The sequence below is a fragment of the Acinetobacter sp. ANC 4558 genome (genome assembly GCF_002135375.1).
In the GTDB taxonomy this organism is placed as follows: domain Bacteria; phylum Pseudomonadota; class Gammaproteobacteria; order Pseudomonadales; family Moraxellaceae; genus Acinetobacter.
The window spans coordinates 119556-145747 of record NZ_NEGH01000008.1 but is presented as its reverse complement, the minus strand read 5'-3'; the positions used below and the strand labels follow the sequence as shown (position 1 = coordinate 145747).

The following is a 26192-nucleotide window of genomic DNA, read 5'->3' as shown; positions in this document are numbered from 1 at the left end:
GATTACTCCTTCGGTACTGGACCGGACATGGTTGAATGGCGTGAATCACCCAATACCGAAATCATTAACATAGCAGCACCGACCACCGTAATATAGACACCTGCATCAAAGAGTGCTGCTGAAGCTAAATGCATTTCTCCGAGAATTGGCGGTGAAACATAAATATGTGCACTGGTGAGGAATGGGCGACCCCAGAACCAAGATGCAACACCTGTGAGTCCTGCAATGACAAGTCCGACTCCAATCCATATTTCATAGAGGCGACCTGATTTTGCTTTAAGCATTCTTTCAGTTTGGTCTTGACCAATTGCGATATATTGGATAATTAACGCTGAAGAAGTAATTAAACCTGCAATAAACCCACCACCAGGTAAGTTATGTCCTCGTAAAAAGATATATAGGCTAACAACAAGAGCCAGAGGTAGAATCCAAGAAGATGTAATACGGAACATTAATGGAGAGGGATTAAAGCGATATGCAAGCCCTTGTGTCATGGTTGTGCCGTGTGCGCGCATACCATCCATTAAACAAAGTGCTCCAATAGCAGCAATGCCTAAAACAGTGATTTCACCAAAGGTATCAAAACCACGGAAGTCAACTAAGATCACGTTAACAACATTACTGCCACCACCTAAAGGAATGGCTTGCTGCATGAAGAACCAAGAGATTGAATTATGATCTCGGGTTAAAATTAACCATGTGATCCAAGCAATTCCTAAACCAGATCCAATCGCAATAATGGCATCTCGCCAACGACGTGTAACACTTGACTCATAAGGCGTGAGCTGAGGTAAAAGTGATAAGCTCATTAATAATAAGACTGTTGTTACAACATCTACTGTAATTTGGGTTAATGCTAAATCTGGTGCAGAGAAGCAAATAAAGACCATGGTAACAACAAGGCCTACAGCACCACTAATTAAGACTGCTTTGATTCGTTCATGATGGAACCAGAGCATCATCCAGCATGATGAAAATAACAGTAACCAAAGTACAATGGCAATGGCTGGGGCATGAGTCAGTTCTCGTGTACCTGTCGTGAGATCAGGGCTTGCTAATGGTACCGCTACAACAGCAATGCTAAATAAAATAATCCAAATTAAATAACTTTGAAGTTTTCCATTTTCTGTAAAGCGTTTGAATTTACGAGAGTGTATAAGCAAGCTTTTAAGCAGAGACTCAAATAATACTTTACCTTGTAGTTTTCCAAAATAAGGGTCTAAATCTATATGGCGAATTCGACCATTTTTGGCCAATGCAAAATAGAAGAGACCTCCACCGAATAGGGCAATCATGCTCATGATTAATGGTGCATTAAAACCATGCCAAATTGCGAGGTGTACACTTTCAAGATGCTTAATTTGTGTGCTTGATTGCATTCCTGCATTAATAATTGGTTCGATCAATAAAGCTGGAAATATACCGACTAAAATACATAAAATTGCCAATATAGTTGCAGGTGCACGCATACCGAAAACGGGTTCGTGAGCATTTTTATTTGGAACATTTTTGCCAACTGGGCCATCAAAAAATACCCCATGGACTAAGCGAATAGAGTACGTAACAGCAAATATACCAGCCAATGTCGCAACAATAGCTGAGAGCACCATGACAGGACCATAGAGATCTGCTAAAAGTTCTGTAAAGAACATTTCTTTAGATAAGAAACCATTTGTGAATGGAACACCCGCCATTGAGGCAGCGGTGATCATGGTCAGTGTTGCAGTAAATGGGAGTAATTGCCATAAGCCGCTGAGCTTTCGTAAATCTCGTGTGCCAGATTCATGATCGATAATGCCTGCAATCATGAATAAAGCAGCTTTAAAGGTTGCATGGTTGATAATATGAAAAATTGCAGCTGCGACAGCAAGTGGAGAACCTATGCCCAATAAACAAACAATTAAACCTAAATGGCTAATAGTTGAATAAGCTAAAAGTCCTTTTAAATCTTCTTTAAAGATGGCAAAAAAGGCAGCCATACATAAAGTAAATAACCCAATAAAAGTAACAAGATTATGGTAAACCATTGAGCCAACAAAAATAGGCAACAATCTTGCTAATAAGAAAATTCCTGCTTTGACCATGGTGGCTGAGTGTAAATAGGCAGAAACAGGTGTTGGCGCTGCCATCGCATTTGGAAGCCAAAAGTGGAATGGGAATTGAGCACTTTTGGTGAATGCACCAAGTAAAATCATGAGTAAAGCGGGAACAAATAATGGGCTATTTTGTATTTGGTCTGCCATTCCAGTGATTTGATCAATTTGGAATGTGCCCGTGATTTGTCCTAATAAAATAAAACCACCCAGCATGGATAACCCCCCCATACCTGTAATGGTTAAAGCCATACGAGAGCCCCGTTGGGCTGCATCGTAATTGCTCCAGTACCCTACAAGTAAAAATGAGGAAATACTGGTGAGCTCCCAAAAAACGAGCAAAATAATTAAGTTATTAGACAGGGAAATACCCAACATGGCTGCCATAAACAGCATGAGCAAAAAGTATAATTTACTTAATGAATTTTTGGGGCTTAAATAATAATAAGCGTAGATATAAATGAGTGTGCCAATTCCAGTAATTAGCAATGAGAATATTAAGCCTAATGCATCTAAGCGGAAACTTAAATCAATACCTAACTGCGGAAGCCAAGACCAGCTTTCTAAAAGCGTAGAGCCTTTAAATACGTCTGTTGCCTGAGTCAGTAACAAGATAAAACTTGTTAAGCTGACTCCAATAGCGCCAAAGGCGATTACCCCGCGTGAGAACTTTTTCAGCCACGAGATAAGTATTGTGCCAAGGACTAGCGGTAACAATATAATAATCGGTAGCACACTCGTATCCATTGTTGTAAATAGGTTTAAAACCTAAGTAAATCTAAATCTTTCAATAATTTAAGGACGGCAAAGAGGAGTCCAAAGATTCAATTTTGAAAGCGACTATATGTTCAGATTGCATGAAGATTAAATTACATTGCGTAATTTGTCATTCGATAGTAATTTCCGATTTTAATTAAAAAATCACAAATAAAATCGATCATATTACAGCATAGACTGAACATCAATCATTTTATGCATGTTTTATATATTATATGTTTTCTTTGAAGATCTTAGGATATTGAAATGCCTAAAAATTATTGAAATAACATCAAGATTGGTGTTAATAAATGTAACAAAAAAGCTACGAAGCATGTCGCTTCTTTTGTGAAAAGAACGTTGATGTTAATAAAGAAGTGTAATCTGTTCAGGTGATTGTACTGTGTTTAAATTATTTTAAACCGCTGTCAAGAGAGCTTCAACGCTAGTAATATTTAAAACTCTTTTTTGTGGAAATTCATGTTTTATGTGCATGAATGTGTAGATGTTTCATTGGTATGAACATGTTCGAAAAACAAAAAATCATTTAATAGGTTTTCTTAAAGAGACAGGCATTTTTTGTTTTAACTGTTGCATTAAATCATATATATGATGAATATTTAAACTTAACTTCGCACGCGTACAGGCTACATATAAGAGTCGTAACTCTTCATCGCTAATTTTAAAATCCTTTTCGTTTAATTTAAATTGGTAGTCATCTTCAATATGAACACGATTCCATTCTAAACCTTTGGCTTTATGTGCAGTTGAAATAATATAGTCGGCATGTTCGAGTGGTGTGATCTTTGCGAGTGCTTTTTTGAGTGGATCTGTACCATGATCATCAACCAATTTAACTAAAGGTTTAATATCACTTCCTTCATTGGTTTCACAGTATTCATGAACATCATGCCAAGAATTAAACCAAGCCAGTTCAGGAACATCGGTGACTCGCTTTCCTTGCTTGAGCATGCTTGCTGCATCGACAAAACGATTTAATCGAACATGGTCTGCTTGCAGGCTGACTTTGTCACCATGAACTAAACCTGCTAAAAGAAGCTCCATTGCGCGTGCATTGGTTCGACATAAAATCGCATCACGCAGTTTAGTGTGAGGTTTATTGACAACTTTTGAGTTTAAATCTGGGTTTCCGAGGAGTGGAACAGTCTCATGTAAAGCACCTAAAATGGCATTCGCATTGAGTGCAATTTCTTCACCAAACCGAAATGAAGTGGTTAATCTTGACTCAGGTAAGGGAAGTTGTTGCATGGCATTGATCGCTCCGCGCCACGCGTAAATTTGTTGATGGGCATCACCCACATAAATAACTTGAGCATTTTTTTGTTTGAGTAAGATGCCTAACATGAGGGGGTCAGCATCTTGAGCTTCATCAAATAAAATATAATCTGCTGGAATATTCGGTTCAGATAAAGCCCAAAGTTTTAAATAAATATCATGCCCAATTCCTGCTTGATGCTGAGGATCAATCGATTCTAACCAACGCCGTTCAATGGCAGGATATAGATGTGATTGTAATGCTGTAATATCATCTGGGTGTAGCCAATTGGGGGCTTGTAAATGTCTAGGTGCAGGATATTGTGAGCTTGTTGAACAGAAATAGCTCACAGAATTTGCAACTAAACTGGCTAACCGAGAAGGCATTAATACATATTTTTCATAGCGACCACCCATCATGCGTCTTAGCGTAATTGGTGTTAATCGATATTCTTTGGCAAGGAAACTTGGACTTAACCGTGGTAAGCGAAGTTTATCGGTTACTCCACGTGGAACACTTCTAAATGCGAGGGAATGGAACGTTCGACAATCGACCTGACGATGAAATTTACTTTGCGCTTCAGCAGCAATTGCTTTATTAAACGCAAGATACATGCCACGTCGCTGCGGCATGGCATCACTAATCATTTGCAGGGTGGTTGTTTTACCTGTACCTGCATAGGCAATCACTTTAAAGGATTGCCCTAAACGAGCATTATCTATTGCTGTTGCTTGTTCATAGGTTGCTTTAGGTTTTTGCATATCAGATACAGATGAGTTCATCATTTATTGTTGTTGTCGGTTTGCTTTTTCAATTAAGCCCGATAAACCTTGTCTACGCGCGAGTTCATTTAAAACCAGTTGTGGTTCTAAATCAAAATATCCAAGCATGACAATGGTATGGAACCAAAGATCACTGACTTCATAAATTAAATCATTTTTATGATCTTCAGTTATTTCAGATTTAAATTCTTTGGCAGCAAGAATCGTTTCGATGCTTTCTTCACCAATTTTTTCTAATATTTTATTTAAGCCTTGATGATACAACTTTGCCACATAAGATGAGTCTGGGTCGGCTTTTTTGCGTTCACTCATCATCTCGCCTAAATATGACAATACTTCAACTTGTTCAGATTGGGCGGTGGATGCATTCATGGCAATGGTGTGTGGGTTGTTGGATTTTTCGCCATAAATTTGATTTGGATCTTTCAATTGTACATCAACAATTTCCCAACCATGTGCAGTCAACTTACGATAAAAGCAAGACTCACGACCAGTATGACAAGCAATTCCACCATGTTGTTCAATTTGTAGAATGATGACATCAGCATCACAATCAAGGCGAATTTCATGGACAGTTTGAAAGTGACCAGATTCTTCACCTTTATGCCATAATTTATTACGAGAGCGAGAAAAGTATACTGCTTGATTTTTTTCTGCGGTGAGTGCTAATGCTTCTCGGTTCATCCAAGCAACCATTAAAACTCGACCTGTTTGATGATGTTGAGCAATGGCAGGAACTAAACCTTGTTCGTTAAATTTTACTTCATCGAGCCATTGCACATTATTCATGAGTATTTCACCAAAATTATTTAAAAAATTACCTATACGTAAATCGTATAGGTTCCATAGTGTACGGTATTCATCTCCTAAGAAGGAAATAAATCTTGATCTATTTTTATTATGATTTAAAACGGGATCTTACACCATCATTGGAGCACTATAATTAAATAAAGAAGATTTTCTTTTAACTTTTGTGCGATACAACAATTTGATGTGATTCAGTTTGAATCGTTATAGATCTTGCATATGTGCGGAAAAGTTTTGTTTTTCGACCATTTCTAAAAACTCATCTCCCATGCGATGGCTTTCAGAGACGCATTGATTCCATAATTTTATGCGCTGATTTTGGTCTAAACCTTTCAAGGTAAAATCTTTACGATCGGGTAAACGCCCTAATGGTAAATTTTGTAAATATTCTTGAGAAGGGGAAAGTAATAATGTTCGTGCTTGATTTTCAGGATTAGCTCGACGTTTTTTTAGTATTTTATCAAACCAGCCTGGTGTAATGTGATCTGTAAAATGGGGATATAACACAATACCTTTGCTTTTAAAGGGAAGGTCAATATGATAATCAATCAGACCACCATCACGATAACTGCCTTGTGGAGCATCTGGAATATCTTGTACAGCAGGCATGACAAGCGGAATAGATGCTGAAGCCATAAGCCACGGAATAATATTTTGTTCAGTCAGTGATTGATATAATGTGGTGAATTCATCATCAACTCTAAATTGTTGATGTGTATGAGGTTGACTAATAACACGTTGCATAAATAAGCGATTGTGTTTTCGTGCAATGGCATTACTGCCAACAATACCCATGACAGACGTTAGTAAAGGGAGCGTTTTATCACTTTGAAAAATATGATTTGCTTTTATGGAAAGTATCGTTAAATGATAGTCTGGGTGAGCAATTAATTGTTGTTCTTTTCCTTGTATTAAATCGGTCAACATATCTCGACAGATATTACCTACGTCATGACGTGTCATTTTTTTATGAAAATGTAGATGGGTATAAAGTTGAGCAAGTTTTTCAGTCCCTTCTTTGGCACCCCAAGCGAGAATGCTTGCAAAACGCCAACTTCCAATCGATGAACCAATTAACATACGACGTTGGTGTGCTTGAATAAAAAAATCACCGAAAATAGCTTGATCCAAACCTTGTATGCCTAAACCTTTGGGACCGCCTGCTGCACCAGGTACAATATCCACTTGAGCTGCATTTAATCCTTCTTTTTGAATGAGTTGTTTCGCTAAATGACCTGCGCGAATATTTAACGATGGAGCATGTTTTTTAAGAATTTGCGTCATAATAGTCTAAACGAATTTTAATGTATTTTTATTTTAAATCAGTCATTTCATACAACAATGGCGATAAGAACCATCACATGACTTATTGGTCATCTTATGGATATTTTATTTTGAGTGATTAAAAAAACCAGCAAGGTTGCTGGTTTTTGATTCAGAATAGCTTATTTCGAGATACGCCAAATTGCAAGAATGCCAGAAATTATGATGAGAATAATGGAAATATACCAAGGCGCAATCACTGCGATAGCAAGAAAAATGGCGATAAAACTACCAAAAATCCAACTACGTTTATGTTGATTTTCCATTTCAAGGCGAATACTTTGCAGTTCATTAATTTGTTTTGAATGCCAAAGTGATTGATTTTTTAATCCATTTAAACTATCAATCAGCAGACTTGGGAAATCTTGGGCACCTAAAAGTAAATCTGGAATTTTTTGACCTAATTCTTTTAGGTTCTTTTGAGGGTTCATTTGGGCTTTTATCCAATCAGTTAAGATTGGTTTTGCTAAGCTCCAAATATCAAGTTCTGGGTATAAATCTGTTCCTAATCCCTCAACATGTACTAAGGTTTTCAGTAGTAGCATGAGTTGAGGTGGTATTTCTAAATGGAAGCGACGAGCAATATCCATGACTTCAAGTAAAATACCTGCAAAGTCTAATTCGTGCATAGGCTTAGAAACCATTGGACCAACAGTTCTTCGCATTTCACGTGCAAGTGCATCTTGATCTGTTCCAGGTGGAATCCATCCTGCTTGATGCACAACTTGAATAAGTTGCATGAAATCACTATTCATAACAGACAATAACATACGTGCTACGGTCATTTGATCATGTTTAGAGAGTTCACCCATAATGGCGCAGTCAAGTGCGATAAAGCGGGGATTACTTGGATTAATGGTTTCTACAAAGACATTTCCAGGATGCATATCTGCATGGAAAAAGTTATCTCGAAATACTTGTGTAAAGAAGATCGTTAAACCTTTACGTGCAAGATCAGCACGATCCATCCCAAGACGATCAAACGTTTCTGTATCTGAAATAGGGACACCAGTAATACGTTCAGCAACCATCACATCTTTACTGTCCATATAGACTTCAGGCACATACATCATGCTTGAACCAGTAAAGTGATGACGCATTCGGCAGGTGTTATCTGCTTCTAGAGTTAAATCAAGTTCTTTAAGTATGATTTGGCGATAATCTTGAATAATTTCAGTGAGATGTAATGCTCTAGCTGCTTCTAAACGTTTTTCTAGTTTATGACCTAACCATTCTAAAATTTCAAAATCTTGTAAAATTTGAGCTCGTATATTTGGACGGGTAACTTTAACAATTACTTCACGACCATCATTTAATGCTGCAGTATGAACTTGAGCAATTGAGGCAGCAGCAAGAGGTTGTTCGTCAAAGCGAGAAAATAACGTCGAAATATCAGCTTTAAGAGATTCTTGAATTCTTGTTTTTGCAATTCCTGAGTCAAAAGGCTTTACACGATCTTGGAGTAGAACCAGTTGCTGTAATATTTCAGGTGGAATTAAATCTCGACGTGTAGAAAGTAATTGGCCAAGTTTAATAGCTAAAGGGCCCATATCCTCTAAAGCTTGTTTTAACTTTAGTGGATTTTTACGTTCTTTGCTCGACCATGCAGCAGGGTGCATTCGAATAATGCTTAAAGCATGGCGAGCTTTTTCAGGTAATTCTTCAGCAGGAAACAACGTGTCGAGTCTATAGTGCGCAGCAATACGCCAAAGTTCGAATAAACGTGAAACATGCGGAATCATATAAATATTTACCTAATTTTAAGTTATTTTTTGTCGTGCTTCAATTTTTGCTTTGATCTGCTGAATTTTAGCTTCAGCTCGATCTAAGTTTTGATTGAAAGTTCGAGTGTCTTGGATCAAATCATCCATCTGCCAGCGTGGTGCAAATATTCCAGTATCTTCTTTGAGTGCATCTTCAGCAAAAAAAAGATAACTGCGTATATTGCGCTTTATATGCTGTGGAGCATGTTGAATTTTACCAATTTCATGTGCAAGCGCTGGACCAATCCAAGGAGATAAGTGAGCAGCAAGATCTGGTTCAACTTGGTTCATAATACGTTGAATATCTTGCAATAAATGATAATCACCTTGAAGTGGAATATTGCCAACGTCTTGAGCAAATAAGAGTTTGATCAGTTCAATGATATTTTGAACATGTAATATTGTTGTTGCTTTGGTAGCTTGATTTTCTTGTTCGAAGGGTCGTTGTTCAAAAATAGATGAACTTTGAGATTGACCAGTTGCTGTTGCTTCAAGACGTAATTTTTGATCATCAAAAAATACGTCAACTGACAGCTGTGGTGAATCTATTACAACGCGAAGAAGTTTACCTTTCAATTCATTTAATTGAATACGAGTAACTGTATCTAAATCAATGAAATGATTAATTAATCGTTCAGCTACACCAAGCGCGAGAATCGACCACATGAGAATAACCTTAAAGTTTAAAACCACGGTGAACTGCGACAATACCACCGGTTAAGTTATGGTAATCACAATTTTGGAAACCCGCATGTTCCATCATCCCTTTTAATGTTCTTTGGTCTGGATGCATACGAATTGATTCTGCTAAATACTTATAACTTTCTGCATCATTGGCAATAATTTTCCCCATGATTGGTAATGCCGTAAATGAATATAAGTCATAAAGTTTAGAAAAAGGTTCAAAAACAGGTTTAGAAAATTCGAGTATAAGTAACCGACCGCCTGGTTTAAGAACGCGATACATGGCTTCAAGTGCGGCATCTTTATCGGTGACATTACGAAGACCAAAGCTAATTGTGACTAAGTCAAAACTATTATCTGCAAAAGGTTCCAAGGTTTCAGCATTTGCTAAAACATAATCAACATTGGTGCAGCCCGCATCAATCAGGCGATCTCTTCCAACATTAAGCATAGACTCATTGATATCGGACAGGACAACATGGCCAGTTGGTCCAACTTCACGGCTAAATACTTTTGCAAGATCACCTGTACCGCCAGCAATATCAAGAACATGCTGACCACGACGCACACCTGACATATTAATTGCAAAGCGTTTCCATAGACGGTGAATTCCGAAAGACATTAAGTCATTCATAATGTCGTATTTACTTGCAACTGAATGAAAAACTTCAGCAACTTTTTGTGCTTTTTCTTCGCTATTAATTGTTTTATAACCAAAGTGAGTCGTTGAACCCACATTTCCAGTATTGGCGCCACGAGGAAGGTTATATTTAGGTATTGAATGAGTGATAGGCGTATCTGTTAAAGGTTGTTCGAGTGATTGTTGTTGTCCTTGAGGGATGCCTTGAGGGAGAGGCTCGGTTAAGAAAGGGCTCACGTTGTCTGAGTTTTGTGCCGACGGGGTTGTTGTAGACGTCTGAATTTCATTCGACATGGGAGTCACTCCTAACAAAAAATAGGGTTAATCTTATAGTGCATGCATGATGACATATTATTTGTCGTTGTACAGCAATCATCATGCAATTGATGGGCATAATATACAGGAAAAACACATTTAATTTTTCTATTTTTTAAATATGACAATTCTCGTTTATTGAAAAGGTGTTGGAAAGCCAGAATGTACTTTATGAATAATTTGGCGTTCGCAAGCTGTAAATTCATGGACAAATTTTTCTGCAGACTTTAAGGGTTTAATGGCTAAAAAACCTTCCTGCATAAACTCATACATCACTTCAAAGTGGTGCTTTATGGCGATATTTTTACACATTTTAAAAGCAGTTTGCACCATAAATGAGCGTAAATATTTATCCAGATATCCGCCCAACTCATCTAGCATATCTAGTTGTTTATAACGCGCTTCACTTTGTTGAAGTTTCAAATAAGTGAGACGCATCATTTCATCATTAATAATTTCATGAGGATGATAGTCTTTGAGAAGTTGATCAGCCACATCTTCATCTAACTGTACTGCGAAAATAGCAAGAGAAATCCCTAAACTTCCTGTTTTAATGGCATTGTCAGGAATGAAACCTTCAGCTTTATGCGCATATTTTGTTAAACGTGAAATTTGTTCTGCCAAGGAATCAAAATCGGGACCACCGTATAAGCGATTCACAAAAAAATCAGCCATTAATATATTTTTTTTGTCAGTAAAAAGTTTGACATGAGTTCGTTGTAAACGCGCTTTTTTCCATGCTTGAACTTCTTGTAAACGCTGAAAAAGTTCAGAATTATTATGATATTTTAGTTGATAATACTGTTCTAATAGTTCATCTAGTACCGCAAGCTTAGACATGATTGCCCTAAAAATTAAAAGATGAGAGAAGTTTAAGACGAGTTGTTGAAACTCGCTATGGCTATTTTATTGAAATTAACGGGTCATAGGGTAAATTGGCATAAAAAATAGTCATTCGATGGTTTAAATTTGTGTAAAAAATAAATTTACGACCATGCATCACTTAGGCATACTCAAAAGTATAGATAAGAAATAGAGAGAAGACTTTGGCTAAAAGTGATTTTAAAATGATGGCGGTTGATCAACTATCGGTAGATTTAATACAGGCACAATATAACCTTTTACAATCACAGGGAAAGTCGAATGCAAAAAGCTTGGTTATTCTTGTAAGTGGCATAGAGTTGGCGGGTAAAGGAGAAGCGGTTAAGCAGTTACGAGAATGGGTTGATCCGCGTTACTTACGCGTAAAAGCAGATGCACCGAATATTGTGAATGATCGTAACTTATTTTGGCAACCTTATGCGAAATCAATTCCTGCGGAAGGGCAAATTGTCGTCATGTTTGGGAATTGGTACAGTGATTTGCTTTCTACAGCAATGCATGTTTCTTCGCCACTGGATGAAACATTATTCGATGAATACGTAGAAAGCATGCGTACATTTGAGCAAGATTTAAAAAATAATCATGTTGATGTGATTAAAATCTGGTTTGATTTATCTTGGAATTCATTACAAAAACGGTTAGACAGCATGGAGCCAAGTGAAGTTCGTTGGCATAAATTACATGGTTTAGACTGGCGTAATAAACGGCAATATGACAACTTACAAAAATTAAGACAACGTTTTACGAATGATTGGCAGATTATTGATTGTGAAGATGAAGCAGAACGTGATCAACAATTTGCGCAATACATTCTTCGAGCATTAAAACATTGTCCTGAACACTTATCGAAAGCAAAAGGGAAGTGGAAGCAGGCAAAAGTTCCTGAAGTTTTACTCAATTTCACAGCAGATAAAATAGAAAAAGCAAGTTATAAACAAGAATTAAAAAATCTGACAAAAAAGGTGGCGAATGCACTACGTTTAGATCGACGTAATGTGGTGATTTTATTTGAGGGAATGGATGCTGCTGGAAAAGGTGGGTCAATTAAACGAATTGTTAAAAAACTTGATCCGCGAGAATATGAAATTTACACCATTGCAGCGCCTGAAAAGCATGAGTTAGCACGTCCTTATTTGTGGCGGTTTTGGACGAAGTTGCAGCCTGATGAAAAGATTAATATCTTTGATCGAAGTTGGTATGGTCGAGTTCTGGTGGAACGAATTGAAGGTTTTGCAAGTGAAGTTGAATGGCAACGTGCATACGATGAAATCAATAATTTTGAAAAAAACTTAACTCAGCATGAAACGGTTGTCATTAAACTCTGGTTAGCTATTTCGAAAGATGAACAAGAACGACGTTTTAAAAAAAGAGAGATTACACCACATAAGCAATTCAAAATTACTGAAGAAGATTGGCGCAACAGAAGTCATTGGGATGAATATTTAAATGCCGCCGCAGATATGTTTGTTAGAACCAGTACGAATTATGCACCTTGGCATATTATCGCAACAGATGATAAACATGGTGCGAGACTGGAAGTTTTACGCGCAATTTTAAAACAATTAAAGGCAGAGTAATCTGCCTTTAATGGGTATACTTATAGCGAAATATTGGCATCTTGAGCATTCTGTTTGTTTTGAATGCTTTTAGCGAGTTTATAACAATCATTGACATGTGCTTCAGCCACTTTTTTCATCACAAAGTAGCCTAAACCTGCTGCAATCATCTGCCCCCCAATTGGGATAAACTTAGTCACTTGTTTAGTAATATATTTAGCAGCGGCATTGTTTATTGATTTCTTTACAGCAGTACGTGCAATAACTAACCCTGAAAACTCAAAACCGCGTTTGCGTAATTCTTCCCAATGCACTTGTTTAGTTGCGGGATCATATACACTAATATGTTCAGGCGCTAAGCCAAAACGAGCACTAATCTCAGGAATGAGTTGTGAAAGAATACCGACATCAATCACGACATCAAGAAATGGTACAGGAATAATTGCTGCGCCAGCAGAGACATATGCTCGTTTTTTTACCGTTTGAAGACATTCTTCCCGTACTTTTTCTAAATTTAACGTCGGATCAATGGATGTCGGAATATTGTCTATTTTCATAATATAAATACCATAATTACTGATCTGCGTTAGGCGTTAAAAGGATCTTTAAGTGAACATAATCTAAGCGTTTTATGCTTAAGCATCATATTAATGTGACATGGACAAGTATAGAAGTATAGTCAATAATCTTAATAAATTGTATGTGATAACTGAAAAAAGGAAAAATGTAGATGGGGATTCATGTGATTCAGAGTCAGCGCATTGATGTGCTTTTAGAAGCAATGTCAGCAACGATTCAAAAACCAACATCGAACCCATTTGACGTTTTAAAATCACAGCACTTTATTGTTCCATCGCCTGCGGTAGAAGCATGGCTGACACAGAAACTTTCTGAAAAGAAAGGGATTAGTGCCAATACCGTATTTCATCATCGTATTCGTGGCTTTCAATGGACAGCCTATCAGTGGGTTTTAGAGAAGCATAAAGATAAAGTTCGTAAAGCCAATATTCCTCGAATTATTATGAAATGGCGAATCTTTCAAACGCTGAAAGAATATATTCAAGAAGATGAAAATACCTTGTCATCAGATCATCCATTATTTCCAATTGTTCAACGTATTTATGACAGTGCTGATCGTTTAGATCAAAGTCTAGAAAAACAATTAAAAAAACAAGGAATGTTGTATTGGGTGGCAGAACAAGTTTCTAAATTATTCACCAATTACATGGTGTATAGAGGACATTGTCAAAAAGCATGTGAAGGCACGTGCCATTGCTCAACCAATTGGTTAGATCAATGGGGACATAATCAAGTATTAGATATTGAACAAATGTTTTTTAAAAGTGGAACTGATGTTTCAGCATTTGTTTTACAGCAAGCTTATGAATTAGAAGCTTGGCAAAGATGGTTATGGCAAGAAGGTTTTCACCAAGATTTTACAGAAATGGTCGAAATTGATGAACTTTTTTGGCAGACGCTAGGTGATCCGAAAAATCCAACAAGGGGGGTAAAAAAGTTACCGCAAAAACTTGTTGTTTTTACATTATTGGATCTTCCGTCAAGTCAATTAAATTTTCTGAGAAGACTTGGGCAATATATTGATATTTTTATTTTTCATTACAATCCATCTCAAGAATATTGGGCGGACAGTGTAGATCCGAAATGGAAAATTCGTTATGACGTCAGAGTAAAAGAAAGATTTATTGAAAAAAATCCAAAGGCAACAGATGCAGAGATTCAAAGATTCTTTGAAGAATTTACTCTTAATTTTAATGCACAGAACAGAGAGTCTCGTCATCCACTCTTAACCCGATTAGGCAAACAGGCGCGTGATCATTTTTCGTTGCTATCGGGTTTATCCTCTGGAGAGGAAGGGGTATGGGCAGATTTATTTGTAAATGATGATACAGATACGCTATTGGCTAAAGTTCAATCTGATATTTTATATTTGGTTGAACCAGAACCAAATGCTTACTTACTAAAACCAGAGGATGATTCAATACAAATTCATGTTTGTCATTCTTCACAGCGCCAACTTGAGGTGCTGAAAGATCAACTCATTCATTGGCTATCTAAAAGCACACCTGAGAATCCACGTAAACCGAGTGATATTTTAGTGCTTAGTCCAAACTTGAAAAGTTTAGAACCTTTAATTCGAAGTACATTTGCACCACCACCGAGAGAACGAAATTTACGATCTGAACAACCATTATTTAAACAGCGTTTAAGTCAAGATACCATTTACTTACCAGTTCAAATTGCGGGTGTGACACAACTCGATGCCAGTCATGCATGGCGAGCAGTTCTTGGTCGTATTCAGCTAATACAAGGTCGTTTTAATATAGAGGCTTTTGCAGATTGGCTAAGTCTCAGTGCAACTTTGATTCGTTATGATTTAGATATTAACAGTATTGGACGAATGATTGAGTTATTAACGAATGCAGGATTTAAACGAGGATTTGATGAAGCACATTTGCAAAGAAGTTTAAGTCAAGAAGATCAAGATTATCGTTTTAGTTTTAAGTTTGCTTTAGATCGTTTGGCGTTGGGAATTGCAATTCCAGAGCATAAATTATTTCATGATGTACTCAGTTTTGCACAAGTGATGCCAAGTGATTTTGAGTTAATTGCTAAATTAATTCAAATTTATCATGATTTTGATAATCGCCGTGATTGGATGATTGCGCATGAGTTAGGGCAAAATATTCATGTTGAGCAATGGTTGAAGTTGCTTATGAAAGATATTACTGAATTTATGGATGCTGGTGTCAGTGCTTTAAGTTCAGTTTTTAAAATTGTCAAAAAACAAGAAAGAATGCTGACCTTGGCAAACTTCTATGATGAAGATAACCTGCATGCTTTGGAGAAGTTAGATTTACCTTTACCTTATTTAATGGATGAAATAAATCAACTGATTGATGCGCAGTTAGAGCAAGCAGAACCAACAGGACAAATTACATTTAGCCAAATTGGACAGATCCGTCCGTTGCCTTACAAATTAGTGGTGATGTTGAATTTAGATAGCGGAAAGTTCCCAAATCGAAATGTAAATTTACCGTTTGATTTAATGGATATTCTGAAACCACAATTGGGCGATCGTTCTCGATTAGAAGATGACCAAGGTGCATTTTTGGATGTGTTGTTATTAGCACAAGAAAATCTATGGCTTTTTTATAATGGTTTTGATGTCAATGATGGTGAAGTACGTGAACCATCAAGCGTACTTCAAGAGCTCATTCAGCACTTAGCGTTGATTGTCTCGGTTCATGATGAATCAGTAAAAGCAATTGCTGAAATGGTGTCAGTGCATGGTTTATCTATACCGAAACATTTACAGCATTTATATCATGTACATTGCTTACAACCCTTTGATCCTATAGGTTTTGAATATCAGGAAGATATTCGTTATCCCGATCAATGGTTTAAAGTGGCAAATCAAATTCGTTCAAAAAAAGACAATCGTCATGGTTGGGTTAATACAGCATACCCAATAGTGGATCAAGAAATTCAAGTTCTAGATAGCCAGCAATGGATGAATGATATTACCTTTCCTGCACGGTTATATTTAAAAAGCCTTGGTATTCAAAACTTAAGTCCAAGTGATATTCCTACAGATTTTGAACCTTTATTATTAGATGGTTTAGGACGTTATGCTTTACGACACTTTTTGCATCATCATGATGGAGATTTATCACGAGAATTATTAATGGATCAGCTTCCAATTGGTAAAACTCAAGAAAGTGCATGGCAAAAGGGCATACTTGAACAAGAACAACTAAAACAACGATTACAGCAATATGCAAAAGAGGAAACGGCAACGACAAGACAAGTTTGGCGAGTAAATTCTCACTTACATATGAATGTTGTTTTACCGAAAAATAGCGTCGAACAGTGGGTGAGTATTCAGGCTTCAAGTGCACGAGCAAATAGACGGGCTAAAGTATGGTTAGAATATTTATTATGGTTGGCATATTCAAATTTAGGAGATGGTGGACGTAAGCATCAAAGGGTTGTAATTTTTAGCGATCAAACAATTTTATGTCACAAAGTGAGTTCAAATCAAGCAAGACAATGGCTTAATGATTGGTTTAATGCTTGGGATTTTGGGCAACAACAGCCTTTAGTATTGCCTGCGGCCTTAATATTAAAATGTATAGAAAAAGGCAAAGTACTTGAATGGCAAAGTAATGAAAATGGTCAGATGATTCTCCAGAATATGGATGACATTTTAAAAGTTTGGAATGAAAATGGTCAATTTTCAGGTTTTGATGTCCGATCAAATGAAGCCAGTAAATATCACCGAGATTGGCAATTTATTTTACAAGAGCAAGATGCCTTGGCATTATTAGAAAATGCATGTGATCAGTTTTCATTTTCCCTTTATCAGCCTATTTTTTTGCATCAGCAAGTACTTGAGGATTAAACCATGACGATTAATCATCAAGCTATTTCATTTGATCCTATTCAGGACATGCAATTTGAAGGTTTACACTGGATTGAAGCATCTGCAGGAACTGGGAAAACATATACACTTTCCAGTTTGATGATTCGAATTTTTTTAAGTCAATATTTACCCAGTCAGGTCATTGCTACCACTTTTACACGTGCGGCGGCTGCAGAATTGAAAGTTCGAATTCGCTTACGTTTAGTTGAAACGTTAAATTTTTTAGATGCTTTTCAAGATAAAACCGAAACTGATATTCAGCAACATATTGCACACGAAAAAGATCCATTATTCAAAAAAATATTGCATGATTATATTCATCGAGTTGACTATGCAAAAGAGCGATTAAAACTAGTTCTAGATCAGCTAGATGAATTGTTTGTTGGAACTTTAGATAGTTTTAGTCAGAAAATTTTACGTGAATTTAGTTTTGAAAGTGGGAAAATAGAACTCGCTGAAATTACAGATGATGCAAAAAGTTATACTTATCAGTTAATTCATGATGTATTAAGAGGCTGGATTCAGGCACAGCCACAAAATATAGTGAATTATTTATTGCTTCAACAAAAACTAAAATCGGTTGATCAATATATTGGTATTGTGGAAAATACGCTGAATTTCTCCTCTGCTCATTTTCAGGAGATTCAAACGCCTCAATTAAACTTAGATCAATTTGAGGCTGCAATTGATGAATTGCTAGAACTTGATTTAACTCATTTAGAAAGCTTGAGTGAATATTATTTAGAAAATGGACGTTATAACTCAATTATTGCTAAAAAGTGGCGATCAAATAATGTAATTCAACATGTTTTAACTCAAGATTTACCCCATTGGTTGAGTGCTTTAAAAACCCAGCGTAGTTATGCATTGTTCGCATCACATTTTGCCACAACACTGAAACAGCTCACGGAGATAAGCACGAAGAAAGTTTTAAATAAATGTGCTGATGATGTATTAAATCAGTTTAATCAAAATATAATCATTACGGCATTAAGAAACTTCTTTGAAAAGTTACAGCAGTTAGAAAATGATCTAGATTTACTTGATTCTTACTTAAAATTTTATTTGGGGCAACACGTCAAAAAACGCTTACCTCAATTATTACAACAAAAAGGTGAAACCACATTTTCACAACAAATTAGAACACTTTCAGAAGCGCTAAAAGGTACTCAAGGACAGCGCTTTGCTCAGTTTGTTCAGGCTAAATATCCACTGATTTTAGTTGATGAGTTTCAAGATACAAATCAAGATCAAGATGATATGTTGGCACGTATTTGGCGTGACCCCCTGCGCTATATGGCAGGTTGTATGATCATGGTCGGTGACCCCAAGCAAGCTATCTATGGTTTTCGTGGTGGTGATATGCTGACGTATAATAAAGCGAGAATAGATGTACTTGTAAAAAATGGGCAACAATATAGTTTAAAATATAATCATCGATCGACAGAAAAACTGGTTGAAGTTGTCGATGCTTTATTTCAACGGAAAGTCGATTTTGGTGAGGATGTTTTTTATCAACCTGTTGAAGCAGGACGACAACATGCACCATTAGTTGATGTGCAGGGAGAAAATCACCTGCCATTACGTTGGCTTATGTTGGAAAATAAATCGGATGAAGCACTTCAAGTTGCGTGGAAAATTCGTGATTTAATAAATCAAAGCATAGAGGGCACGTTATATCTAGAAAAAGAAGAGGTAAAACATGCAATTATTGAAGACGATATTGCTGTTTTATCTAAAAATCATGATGGTCTAGATAAAGTACAATATGAATTGGAACGCTTAGGGATTCGAGTCAATCGTCCTTCGAAAAAAAGTATTTTCGATAGTCAAATTGCAAAAGATATTGGTGCACTTTTAACAGCAATCATGAGTCCTTATGATGAAGCCAAAATTAAACGGGCATTATTAAGCCGATTATTAAATTTTGATTTAAAACAATTGATTGAATTAGAAAATAGAACAGAAGGATTAAGTCAATTTATTTCAGATTTTGATCAAATACGTGAAATATGGTTAGAAAAAGGATTTTTAACGGCATGGCAATTTGCATTAAATTTATTTCATGTTTGGGAAAATATAGTTGCAAATCAAAGTCGAGATAATGAGCGAGCAGTTGTCAATTTACGGCACTTAACTGAAGTCTTGAGTCAACATAGTGAACAATATCAAGGTGCGCAAACTTTATTTCATTGGTATTTAAAACAATTAGAATTTCCAAGTGAAAGAGAATGGGAATTAGAGCGGAAGCTATCTAATGAAGCTGGTATTCAATTGATGACAATTCATCAATCTAAAGGACTAGAATATAAAATTGTGTTTTTATTAGGTGCAGATAAAAGCTTTAAGGAAATAGGAAAAACATTAAATTTTTCTACAGAAGTAGCAATTAATCCTGTCACAAAGCAAGAAGAACAATATCGAGTGGTTGCAGTCAATGATAAAACACTCATATCAGATGTCGCACAGCAGCAACATCAACAACGTGCTGAAGCAGAACAGCATAGACTTTGGTATGTCGCGCTTACTCGTGCAAGCTATCGTGTATATGCAATGCTCAGTGATTTAGATGGAAAATCAGATACAGCTTTGGCTTTTTGGCGAGGGCAAGGAGATCAAGTTTTTCAGCATATATATAGTACTGATGAGGCTCCATTAAAAGAATGTCCAATGGCTTTGAAATTTAAACAAACGGAGTATCAACAACTTTATGTATTAGCATTTCCACAACAGCGATTTTATCCACGTTCAAAAACTAGCTTTAGTGCGCTTTCACAGCATTTAAGTCGTAAACAAGCCAGTGATGCTTTAACGGCTCAAATTGAAAAATTTGAAAGTGCAGAAGATGAGATACATCATGTGATTGTGCAAGATGACCAGCTTGATCAAGCTATAGATTGGATTAAATATAAGTTTCCAATGGGCACCGTTGCTGGAAATTTCTTACATGAAATTTTTGAGCATATTGATTTTCAAGACACATCATTGTGGCATCTGGAAATTCATCGTCGATTTAAAAATGATTATCCAAGTTTATGGGCAGAATTACTTGAAAAGTTTAATCAAGATTTTCCAGACCATAACGAAAAGCAGCTCATAGAATTGGTTATACATTGGTTACAAGAGATTTTAGCAACTCCTTTGCATAATAATTTCCAGTTAAAACAACTCAAAATAGAACAGCATTTGGTTGAGTTTCCATTCTATTTGTCTTTGGCTGATCATGTACTTTCAACGAAGCGAATTCAGCAGCTTTTTGCTGATTACGGAATACATATTCTTGATTTAAACGAAGCAAATTCTGCACGATATTTAACAGGCTCTATCGATTTGGTTTATTTTGATGGACAGCGTTATCACATTGCAGATTATAAAAGTAACTTTTTAGGAACAGATCATCGGCACTATCTTCCAGAAAAAATTAAAGAAAATATGTCTCAGTCGAGTTATTGGCTTCAAGCTGGGCTTTATTTAGTTGCTTTACATCGCTATTTAACGGTGCAACTAGAAAATTATGATATTTACACTAATTTAGGTGGAGCTTCATATCTATATTTAAGAGGAATGAATGGTCAAACATCTCATGGTTATCATTTTTGGAAACCTGAAGAGGAGTTTATTTTACGACTGGATGCACTTTTAGGGCATTTTGCTCTTGATCAAAAGATCGATAGAGCCTTATTAATCTAATTTCTATTAGAAATACAATCAATTAGTCTGTGGATAACTTTGAGGATAAATGTGTGGAAAAGCTGAGAACAACGTTAAAGCAACAACCTGAAAGCCTATCTACAGAATGGTTTGGTATTTGGAGTAATTATCTCAATCAAAAACCATATACGGCAGGAACATTAGATGAACAATCTGTAAATGTCATGCAACGAATTTTAGAAGCAACAACACGAGGTGATAGCTGTATTGATGCTGATTTAGAGGCTATTGATTATTTAGGGAATTTAGTTTTAGAAGAGAAACAGGTTTCACCTCAACAAGTTGCCCCTTTTGTTTATGATCAAAACTATCTTTATTTATATCGTTATTGGGCCTTAGAACGAGCCTTGGTTGAGCAGATTGTTCGTTTAAAGCAACAGAATATTCCTTCAATTCCTTTCATGGTCAGTGAAGAATTATTTTCTGATCATCATCAAAAACAAGCTTTAGATACGGTTGTTAAAAATAGTTTAAGCATTATTACAGGTGGACCTGGTACGGGTAAAACATATACATTGGCGCGCATTATTGCCGTGCTTAATCGCGCAGAGCCAAACTTACGGATTGCGATGGCTGCACCCACTGGTAAAGCTGCACAGCGAATGAAAGAAGCATTACAAAATTCTTTTAGTGATCCTAAATTAGAACCTTATTTGAATAAAGATTTAAAAGAAATCACTCCCATTACTATTCATCGTCTATTAGGTTTAGGGCATACATACACACCAAAATTTAGTGCAAAACAACCTTTGCCCTACGATTTGATTGTTGTGGATGAAGCATCAATGCTAGATTTAAATTTAGCAACAATGTTATTTTGCGCAATTCCAGATCAAGCACGCTTGATTTTATTGGGAGATGCGCAACAACTTGCATCTGTTGAAGTTGGTAACATTTTAGCTGATTTACAAAGTATGAATGTATTGAGTGCGAACCGAATGAATTTGGTGAAAAGTCGTCGATTTAAAGAAGGTGCTTTAATTGGTGAGATGGCTAAATTTATTCAAAAAGAACATGATCTCACCCATGTTTTAACTGATTTTGAACAAAATATTGTTTCTGCAAGTCAGTTACAAGATGTGTTGTTAAGTTCAGAGATGTCAGATGTACTACAGCTGGAATATTTACCTGAAGATATTTCATCTTTTATAGATTTAACCCATTATTATGATCAACTATTTTTAGGTTTTCAAAATTATACTCAAGTTATTCAACAATTTGAGGAAAGTGAATTTTCTCATGATTTAGTTTTAAATGTCGTATATGCCTTTGATCAATACCGAATTTTAACAGCGATACGTTATTCTTATTTTGGGTTAATCACTTTAAATGGTCAAATTGAACAGCGTTTTTTAAATAAAACTCGACAAATTAAGCAAGGTGATTGGTACATTGGACGCCCTGTAATGATGAGCTATAATGACTATCAATTAGGTTTGTCAAATGGTGATATTGGTATTTGTTTCAAGCGTGGTTTAAGTGATTTAATACCTTTCGAGGTTTACTTCCCAAGTTTAGAGAAATGGGTTTTAGCAAATCGACTTCCGAATAATATTGAAACGGCTTTTGTTTTGACCATACATAAATCTCAAGGGTCTGAGTTTAAGCATACTGCTGTTGTTCTAGATAAAATGGCAACTAACTTATTAAGTAAAGAGCTTATTTATACAGCAATCACACGTGCAAAATCAGTTGTCAGCTTATTGGTCGATAAAACTGCATTTGAACAAGCATTGACCATTAAAACTGTGAGAAAAAGTGGCTTATTAACTAAAATTACAAAATTATTATGATTTTAGAAGTTTATTTAAATAAATAGAGGTCTTTGTAGGAAATTGCTTACAAAGATTAAGGAAATTTGCGCATAGGCGAGGTGTTCTACATTTGAGAAGATAGATTTATAAAATAATCTGGCAAGGAATGCTGGGTATAATCGTATAATTATAAAATCAAGTTGTATGACAGCGAGCTTACAGTGACGTAAGTTATAGAGGAAATTACAGCCGCTAAGCCTTGTAGTTTTGGGAGAGACTACAAGGCTTTTTTATTGATTAAATTTTATTAAATATTGTGTTATTTGTATTGTTTCATTGTGTAAAAAGTCCTACAAGAAAGTACGAAAATGGTTGTTTTTAAAAGTAAAATACTATGTAAATATATGTATACAAGGACGTGAAATTAGATACATGGACTGTTGTATAATAATGAGCATATAAAATGCTAAATAATCATAATAATAAAATAATAAAAATAAACCAGCAGCGCATTCGGGCAACTTAAAATAATTTAAGTTGCCCTTATTTATGTTAGGTGAAAATTTTTAAAATTAATAAGAATTGAGATAAGAATGGATTAATTTTAAATATTCCATTCTCTCTAACGAGAATGACGTTAAATTATGAAACTGTTATTGGATTTCTTTTTTGCAATTCGTACTCTTTTCCCTTAAAATATTGAACTTGCTGTAGTGATGCACGGCAGTCAATTGTATTCCAATTGATCAATATCGCAATTTATATATAAGCATCTCGGAGAAATCGAATGGCTTTAACAAACGCAGATCGCGCAGAGATCATTGCTAAGTTCGCACGTGTTGAAAATGACACTGGTTCACCAGAAGTTCAAGTAGCACTTTTAACTGCTCAAATTAATGACTTACAAGGTCACTTTAAAGAGCATAAACACGACCATCATAGCCGTCGCGGTCTTATCCGTATGGTTAACCAACGTCGTAAATTATTAGACTACTTAAATGGTAAAGATCATGGCCGTTACACAGCATTGATCGGTGCATTAGGTTTACGTCGTTAATTCGATTAAAACTTTTATTTTCGAAGTATTGCATGCTGAATGCTATATTGCCGGAAAGAAAAGATTATCTAGTTTTCTTCACTAGATAATTGGAAGGGGCGATGATTCGCTCCTTCTTTGTGTTTATAAATCGTCTTTCTAGTGAGGTCGGCTTCTAAGTTTTGTCATTTATGCCCATCTATATGGGCTAGTGAATGCTAAACCTTAGGGGTCTCCACTAGAATATAATTAGGAAAAAAATATACATGTCAATGTTTAATATTATTCGTAAAGAATTTCAATATGGTCAGTATAATGTTGTATTAGAAACAGGTCGTGTTGCTCGTCAAGCGAAAACTGTTGTCGTGACGATGGGTGGCGTAACGGTATTGGTTGCTGTTGTTGCTCAACCTACTGCAAAAGCGGGTCAAGATTTTTTCCCTCTTACTGTTAATTATCAAGAAAAACAATATGCTGCAGGACGTATTCCAGGTGGTTATGGTAAGCGTGAAGGTCGTGCTTCAGAAGCTGAAACTTTAATTTCACGTTTAATTGATCGTCCTATTCGCCCATTATTCCCTGAAGGTTATTATAACGAAGTGCAAGTAACTGCATCAGTTGTATCCTCTGATAAAACCATGGATGCTGATATTGCTGCAATGCTTGGTACTTCAGCTGCACTTGCAATTTCAGGTACACCTTTCCGTGGACCTATTGGTGGCGCGCGTGTTGGTTTGATTAATGGTGAATATATTCTAAATCCAAGTCATGAACAGTTAGCAGCATCAGATCTTGATCTTGTTGTTGCTGGTACTGAAACTGCTGTGCTTATGGTTGAATCTGAAGCGAAAGAACTTTCAGAAGACCAAATGTTAGGTGCTGTGCTTTTCGGTCATGATGAAATGCAAATTGCAATTCAGGCGATTAAAGAATTTGCAACAGCTGCTGGTGCTGTTGAGTCTACTTGGGTTGCACCAACGAAAAACGAAGAGCTTCTTGGTAAGTTAAAAGACGTTTTCGAAGCAAAAATTTCTGAAGCGTATACTATTGCAGTGAAGCAAGATCGTTATGCAGCATTGGATGCACTTTATGCAGAAGCTGTTGCACAATTCGTTCCAGAAAATGATGAATCAGGTATTGCTGATGAAGTGAACGAATTATTTGAAGATCTTAAGTATCGTACAGTTCGCGATAATATTCTTTCAGGTAAACCACGTATTGATGGTCGTGATACGAAAACAGTTCGTGCACTTGATGTTCAAGTGGGCGTATTAGACCGTGCACATGGTTCTTCATTATTCACACGTGGTGAAACACAAGCGTTAGTAACAACAACGTTGGGTAATACTCGTGATGCGTTAATGGTTGATACATTAGCTGGAACGAAGACTGATAATTTCATGCTTCATTATAATTTCCCTGCGTATTCTGTAGGTGAAACTGGACGTGAATCTGGTCCTAAACGTCGTGAAATTGGTCATGGTCGTCTAGCGCGTCGTGGTGTTCAAGCGGTGTTACCCGCAGCAGATCGTTTCCCATATGTGATTCGTATCGTGTCTGACATTACTGAATCTAATGGTTCATCTTCAATGGCTTCTGTATGTGGCGCATCTTTGTCATTGATGGATGCAGGTGTTCCACTGAAAGCTCCAGTTGCAGGTATTGCAATGGGCTTAGTGAAAGAAGGTGAACGTTTTGCTGTGCTTTCAGATATCTTAGGTGATGAAGATCATTTAGGTGATATGGACTTTAAAGTTGCTGGTTCTGCAAATGGTATTACTGCACTTCAAATGGATATCAAAATTGAAGGTATCACTGAAGAAATTATGGAAGCTGCATTAAATCAAGCATATGCAGGTCGTATGCACATTTTAAATGCGATGAATCAAGTCATTTCACGTGCTCGTCCTGAAATTTCAATGCATGCACCGACATTCCAAGTCATTAATATTAATCCTGACAAAATTCGTGATGTTATTGGTAAAGGCGGTGCAACTATTCGTCAAATTACTGAAGAAACGAAAGCAGCAATTGATATTGAAGATAATGGTACAGTTCGTGTATTTGGCGAAACTAAAGCTGCAGCTCAGGCAGCCATTGCTAAAATTCAAGCATTAACTGCCGAAGTTGAACCTGGTAAAATTTATGAAGGTAAAGTTATTCGCATTGTTGAATTCGGTGCATTTGTAAATATTCTGCCTGGTACTGATGGTTTACTTCATATCTCTCAAATTTCAAATGAACGTATTGCAAACGTTACAGATGTATTGAAAGAAGGCCAAGAAGTGAAAGTACAGGTTGCAGATGTTGATAACCGCGGTCGTATTAAATTATCAATGAAAGATGTTGAACAAACATCATAATTAAATA

General features: G+C 36.3%; 15 protein-coding genes. 6 read left to right on the top strand and 9 right to left on the bottom strand.

Going from position 1 to position 26192, the window contains the following annotated elements:
• Positions 1–2: 2 nt before the first annotated feature.
• The 8 genes from B9T31_RS11095 to B9T31_RS11060 form a co-directional block, all read right to left on the bottom strand.
• Positions 3–2840, bottom strand: coding sequence for a monovalent cation/H+ antiporter subunit A (locus B9T31_RS11095; protein WP_086182025.1), 2838 nt, complete (start codon positions 2838–2840; stop codon positions 3–5).
• A 552-nt stretch (positions 2841–3392) separates the two neighbouring features.
• A complete protein-coding gene (locus B9T31_RS11090; protein WP_086182071.1) occupies positions 3393–4907 on the bottom strand; it encodes a UvrD-helicase domain-containing protein in 1515 nt (504 codons plus the stop codon).
• A 3-nt stretch (positions 4908–4910) separates the two neighbouring features.
• A complete protein-coding gene (gene hisIE / locus B9T31_RS11085; RefSeq protein WP_086182024.1) occupies positions 4911–5696 on the bottom strand; it encodes a bifunctional phosphoribosyl-AMP cyclohydrolase/phosphoribosyl-ATP diphosphatase HisIE in 786 nt (261 codons plus the stop codon).
• A 222-nt stretch (positions 5697–5918) separates the two neighbouring features.
• The gene (locus tag B9T31_RS11080) at positions 5919–6998 is read right to left on the bottom strand and encodes a patatin-like phospholipase family protein (protein WP_086182023.1); all 1080 of its coding nucleotides are present in this window, start codon (positions 6996–6998) and stop codon (positions 5919–5921) included.
• 161 nt (positions 6999–7159) lie between these two features.
• Positions 7160–8779: an ABC1 kinase family protein gene (locus tag B9T31_RS11075; RefSeq protein WP_086182022.1), complete on the bottom strand. Its 1620-nt coding sequence runs from the start codon at positions 8777–8779 to the stop codon at positions 7160–7162.
• 18 nt (positions 8780–8797) lie between these two features.
• The gene (locus tag B9T31_RS11070) at positions 8798–9466 is read right to left on the bottom strand and encodes a ubiquinone biosynthesis accessory factor UbiJ (RefSeq protein ID WP_086182021.1); all 669 of its coding nucleotides are present in this window, start codon (positions 9464–9466) and stop codon (positions 8798–8800) included.
• Positions 9467–9476: 10 nt separating this feature from the next.
• On the bottom strand, positions 9477–10418 hold the full coding sequence (gene ubiE, locus B9T31_RS11065; RefSeq protein WP_086182020.1) for a bifunctional demethylmenaquinone methyltransferase/2-methoxy-6-polyprenyl-1,4-benzoquinol methylase UbiE: 942 nt from the start codon (positions 10416–10418) through the stop codon (positions 9477–9479).
• Positions 10419–10574: 156 nt separating this feature from the next.
• On the bottom strand, positions 10575–11279 hold the full coding sequence (locus B9T31_RS11060; protein ID WP_086182019.1) for an FFLEELY motif protein: 705 nt from the start codon (positions 11277–11279) through the stop codon (positions 10575–10577).
• A 227-nt stretch (positions 11280–11506) separates the two neighbouring features.
• Here B9T31_RS11060 and B9T31_RS11055 point away from each other — a divergent pair, with 227 nt between their 5' ends.
• Positions 11507–12898 carry a phosphate--AMP phosphotransferase gene (locus B9T31_RS11055; RefSeq protein WP_086182018.1) on the top strand — a complete coding sequence of 464 codons (1392 nt, stop codon included), beginning with the start codon at positions 11507–11509 and terminating at the stop codon, positions 12896–12898.
• 20 nt (positions 12899–12918) lie between these two features.
• Here the strand turns inward: B9T31_RS11055 and B9T31_RS11050 are convergent, their stop codons facing one another.
• Positions 12919–13434: a hypothetical protein gene (locus B9T31_RS11050; protein ID WP_086182017.1), complete on the bottom strand. Its 516-nt coding sequence runs from the start codon at positions 13432–13434 to the stop codon at positions 12919–12921.
• A 173-nt stretch (positions 13435–13607) separates the two neighbouring features.
• On the opposite strand from B9T31_RS11050, the gene B9T31_RS11045 reads away from it, so the two are divergent.
• The 5 genes from B9T31_RS11045 to pnp all read left to right on the top strand — a co-directional run bounded on the left by B9T31_RS11045 (position 13608) and on the right by pnp (position 26185).
• A complete protein-coding gene (locus B9T31_RS11045; protein ID WP_086182016.1) occupies positions 13608–17300 on the top strand; it encodes an exodeoxyribonuclease V subunit gamma in 3693 nt (1230 codons plus the stop codon).
• 3 nt (positions 17301–17303) lie between these two features.
• Positions 17304–21011: a UvrD-helicase domain-containing protein gene (locus B9T31_RS11040; protein WP_086182015.1), complete on the top strand. Its 3708-nt coding sequence runs from the start codon at positions 17304–17306 to the stop codon at positions 21009–21011.
• A gap of 53 nt (positions 21012–21064) precedes the next feature.
• Complete coding sequence (recD, locus tag B9T31_RS11035; RefSeq protein WP_416202535.1) at positions 21065–22825, top strand: exodeoxyribonuclease V subunit alpha; 1761 nt, start codon at positions 21065–21067, stop codon at positions 22823–22825.
• 748 nt (positions 22826–23573) lie between these two features.
• The gene (gene rpsO / locus B9T31_RS11030; protein WP_086182014.1) at positions 23574–23843 is read left to right on the top strand and encodes a 30S ribosomal protein S15; all 270 of its coding nucleotides are present in this window, start codon (positions 23574–23576) and stop codon (positions 23841–23843) included.
• A gap of 251 nt (positions 23844–24094) precedes the next feature.
• Positions 24095–26185: a polyribonucleotide nucleotidyltransferase gene (gene pnp, locus B9T31_RS11025; protein WP_171264742.1), complete on the top strand. Its 2091-nt coding sequence runs from the start codon at positions 24095–24097 to the stop codon at positions 26183–26185.
• The last annotated feature ends 7 nt before the right edge of the window (positions 26186–26192 follow it).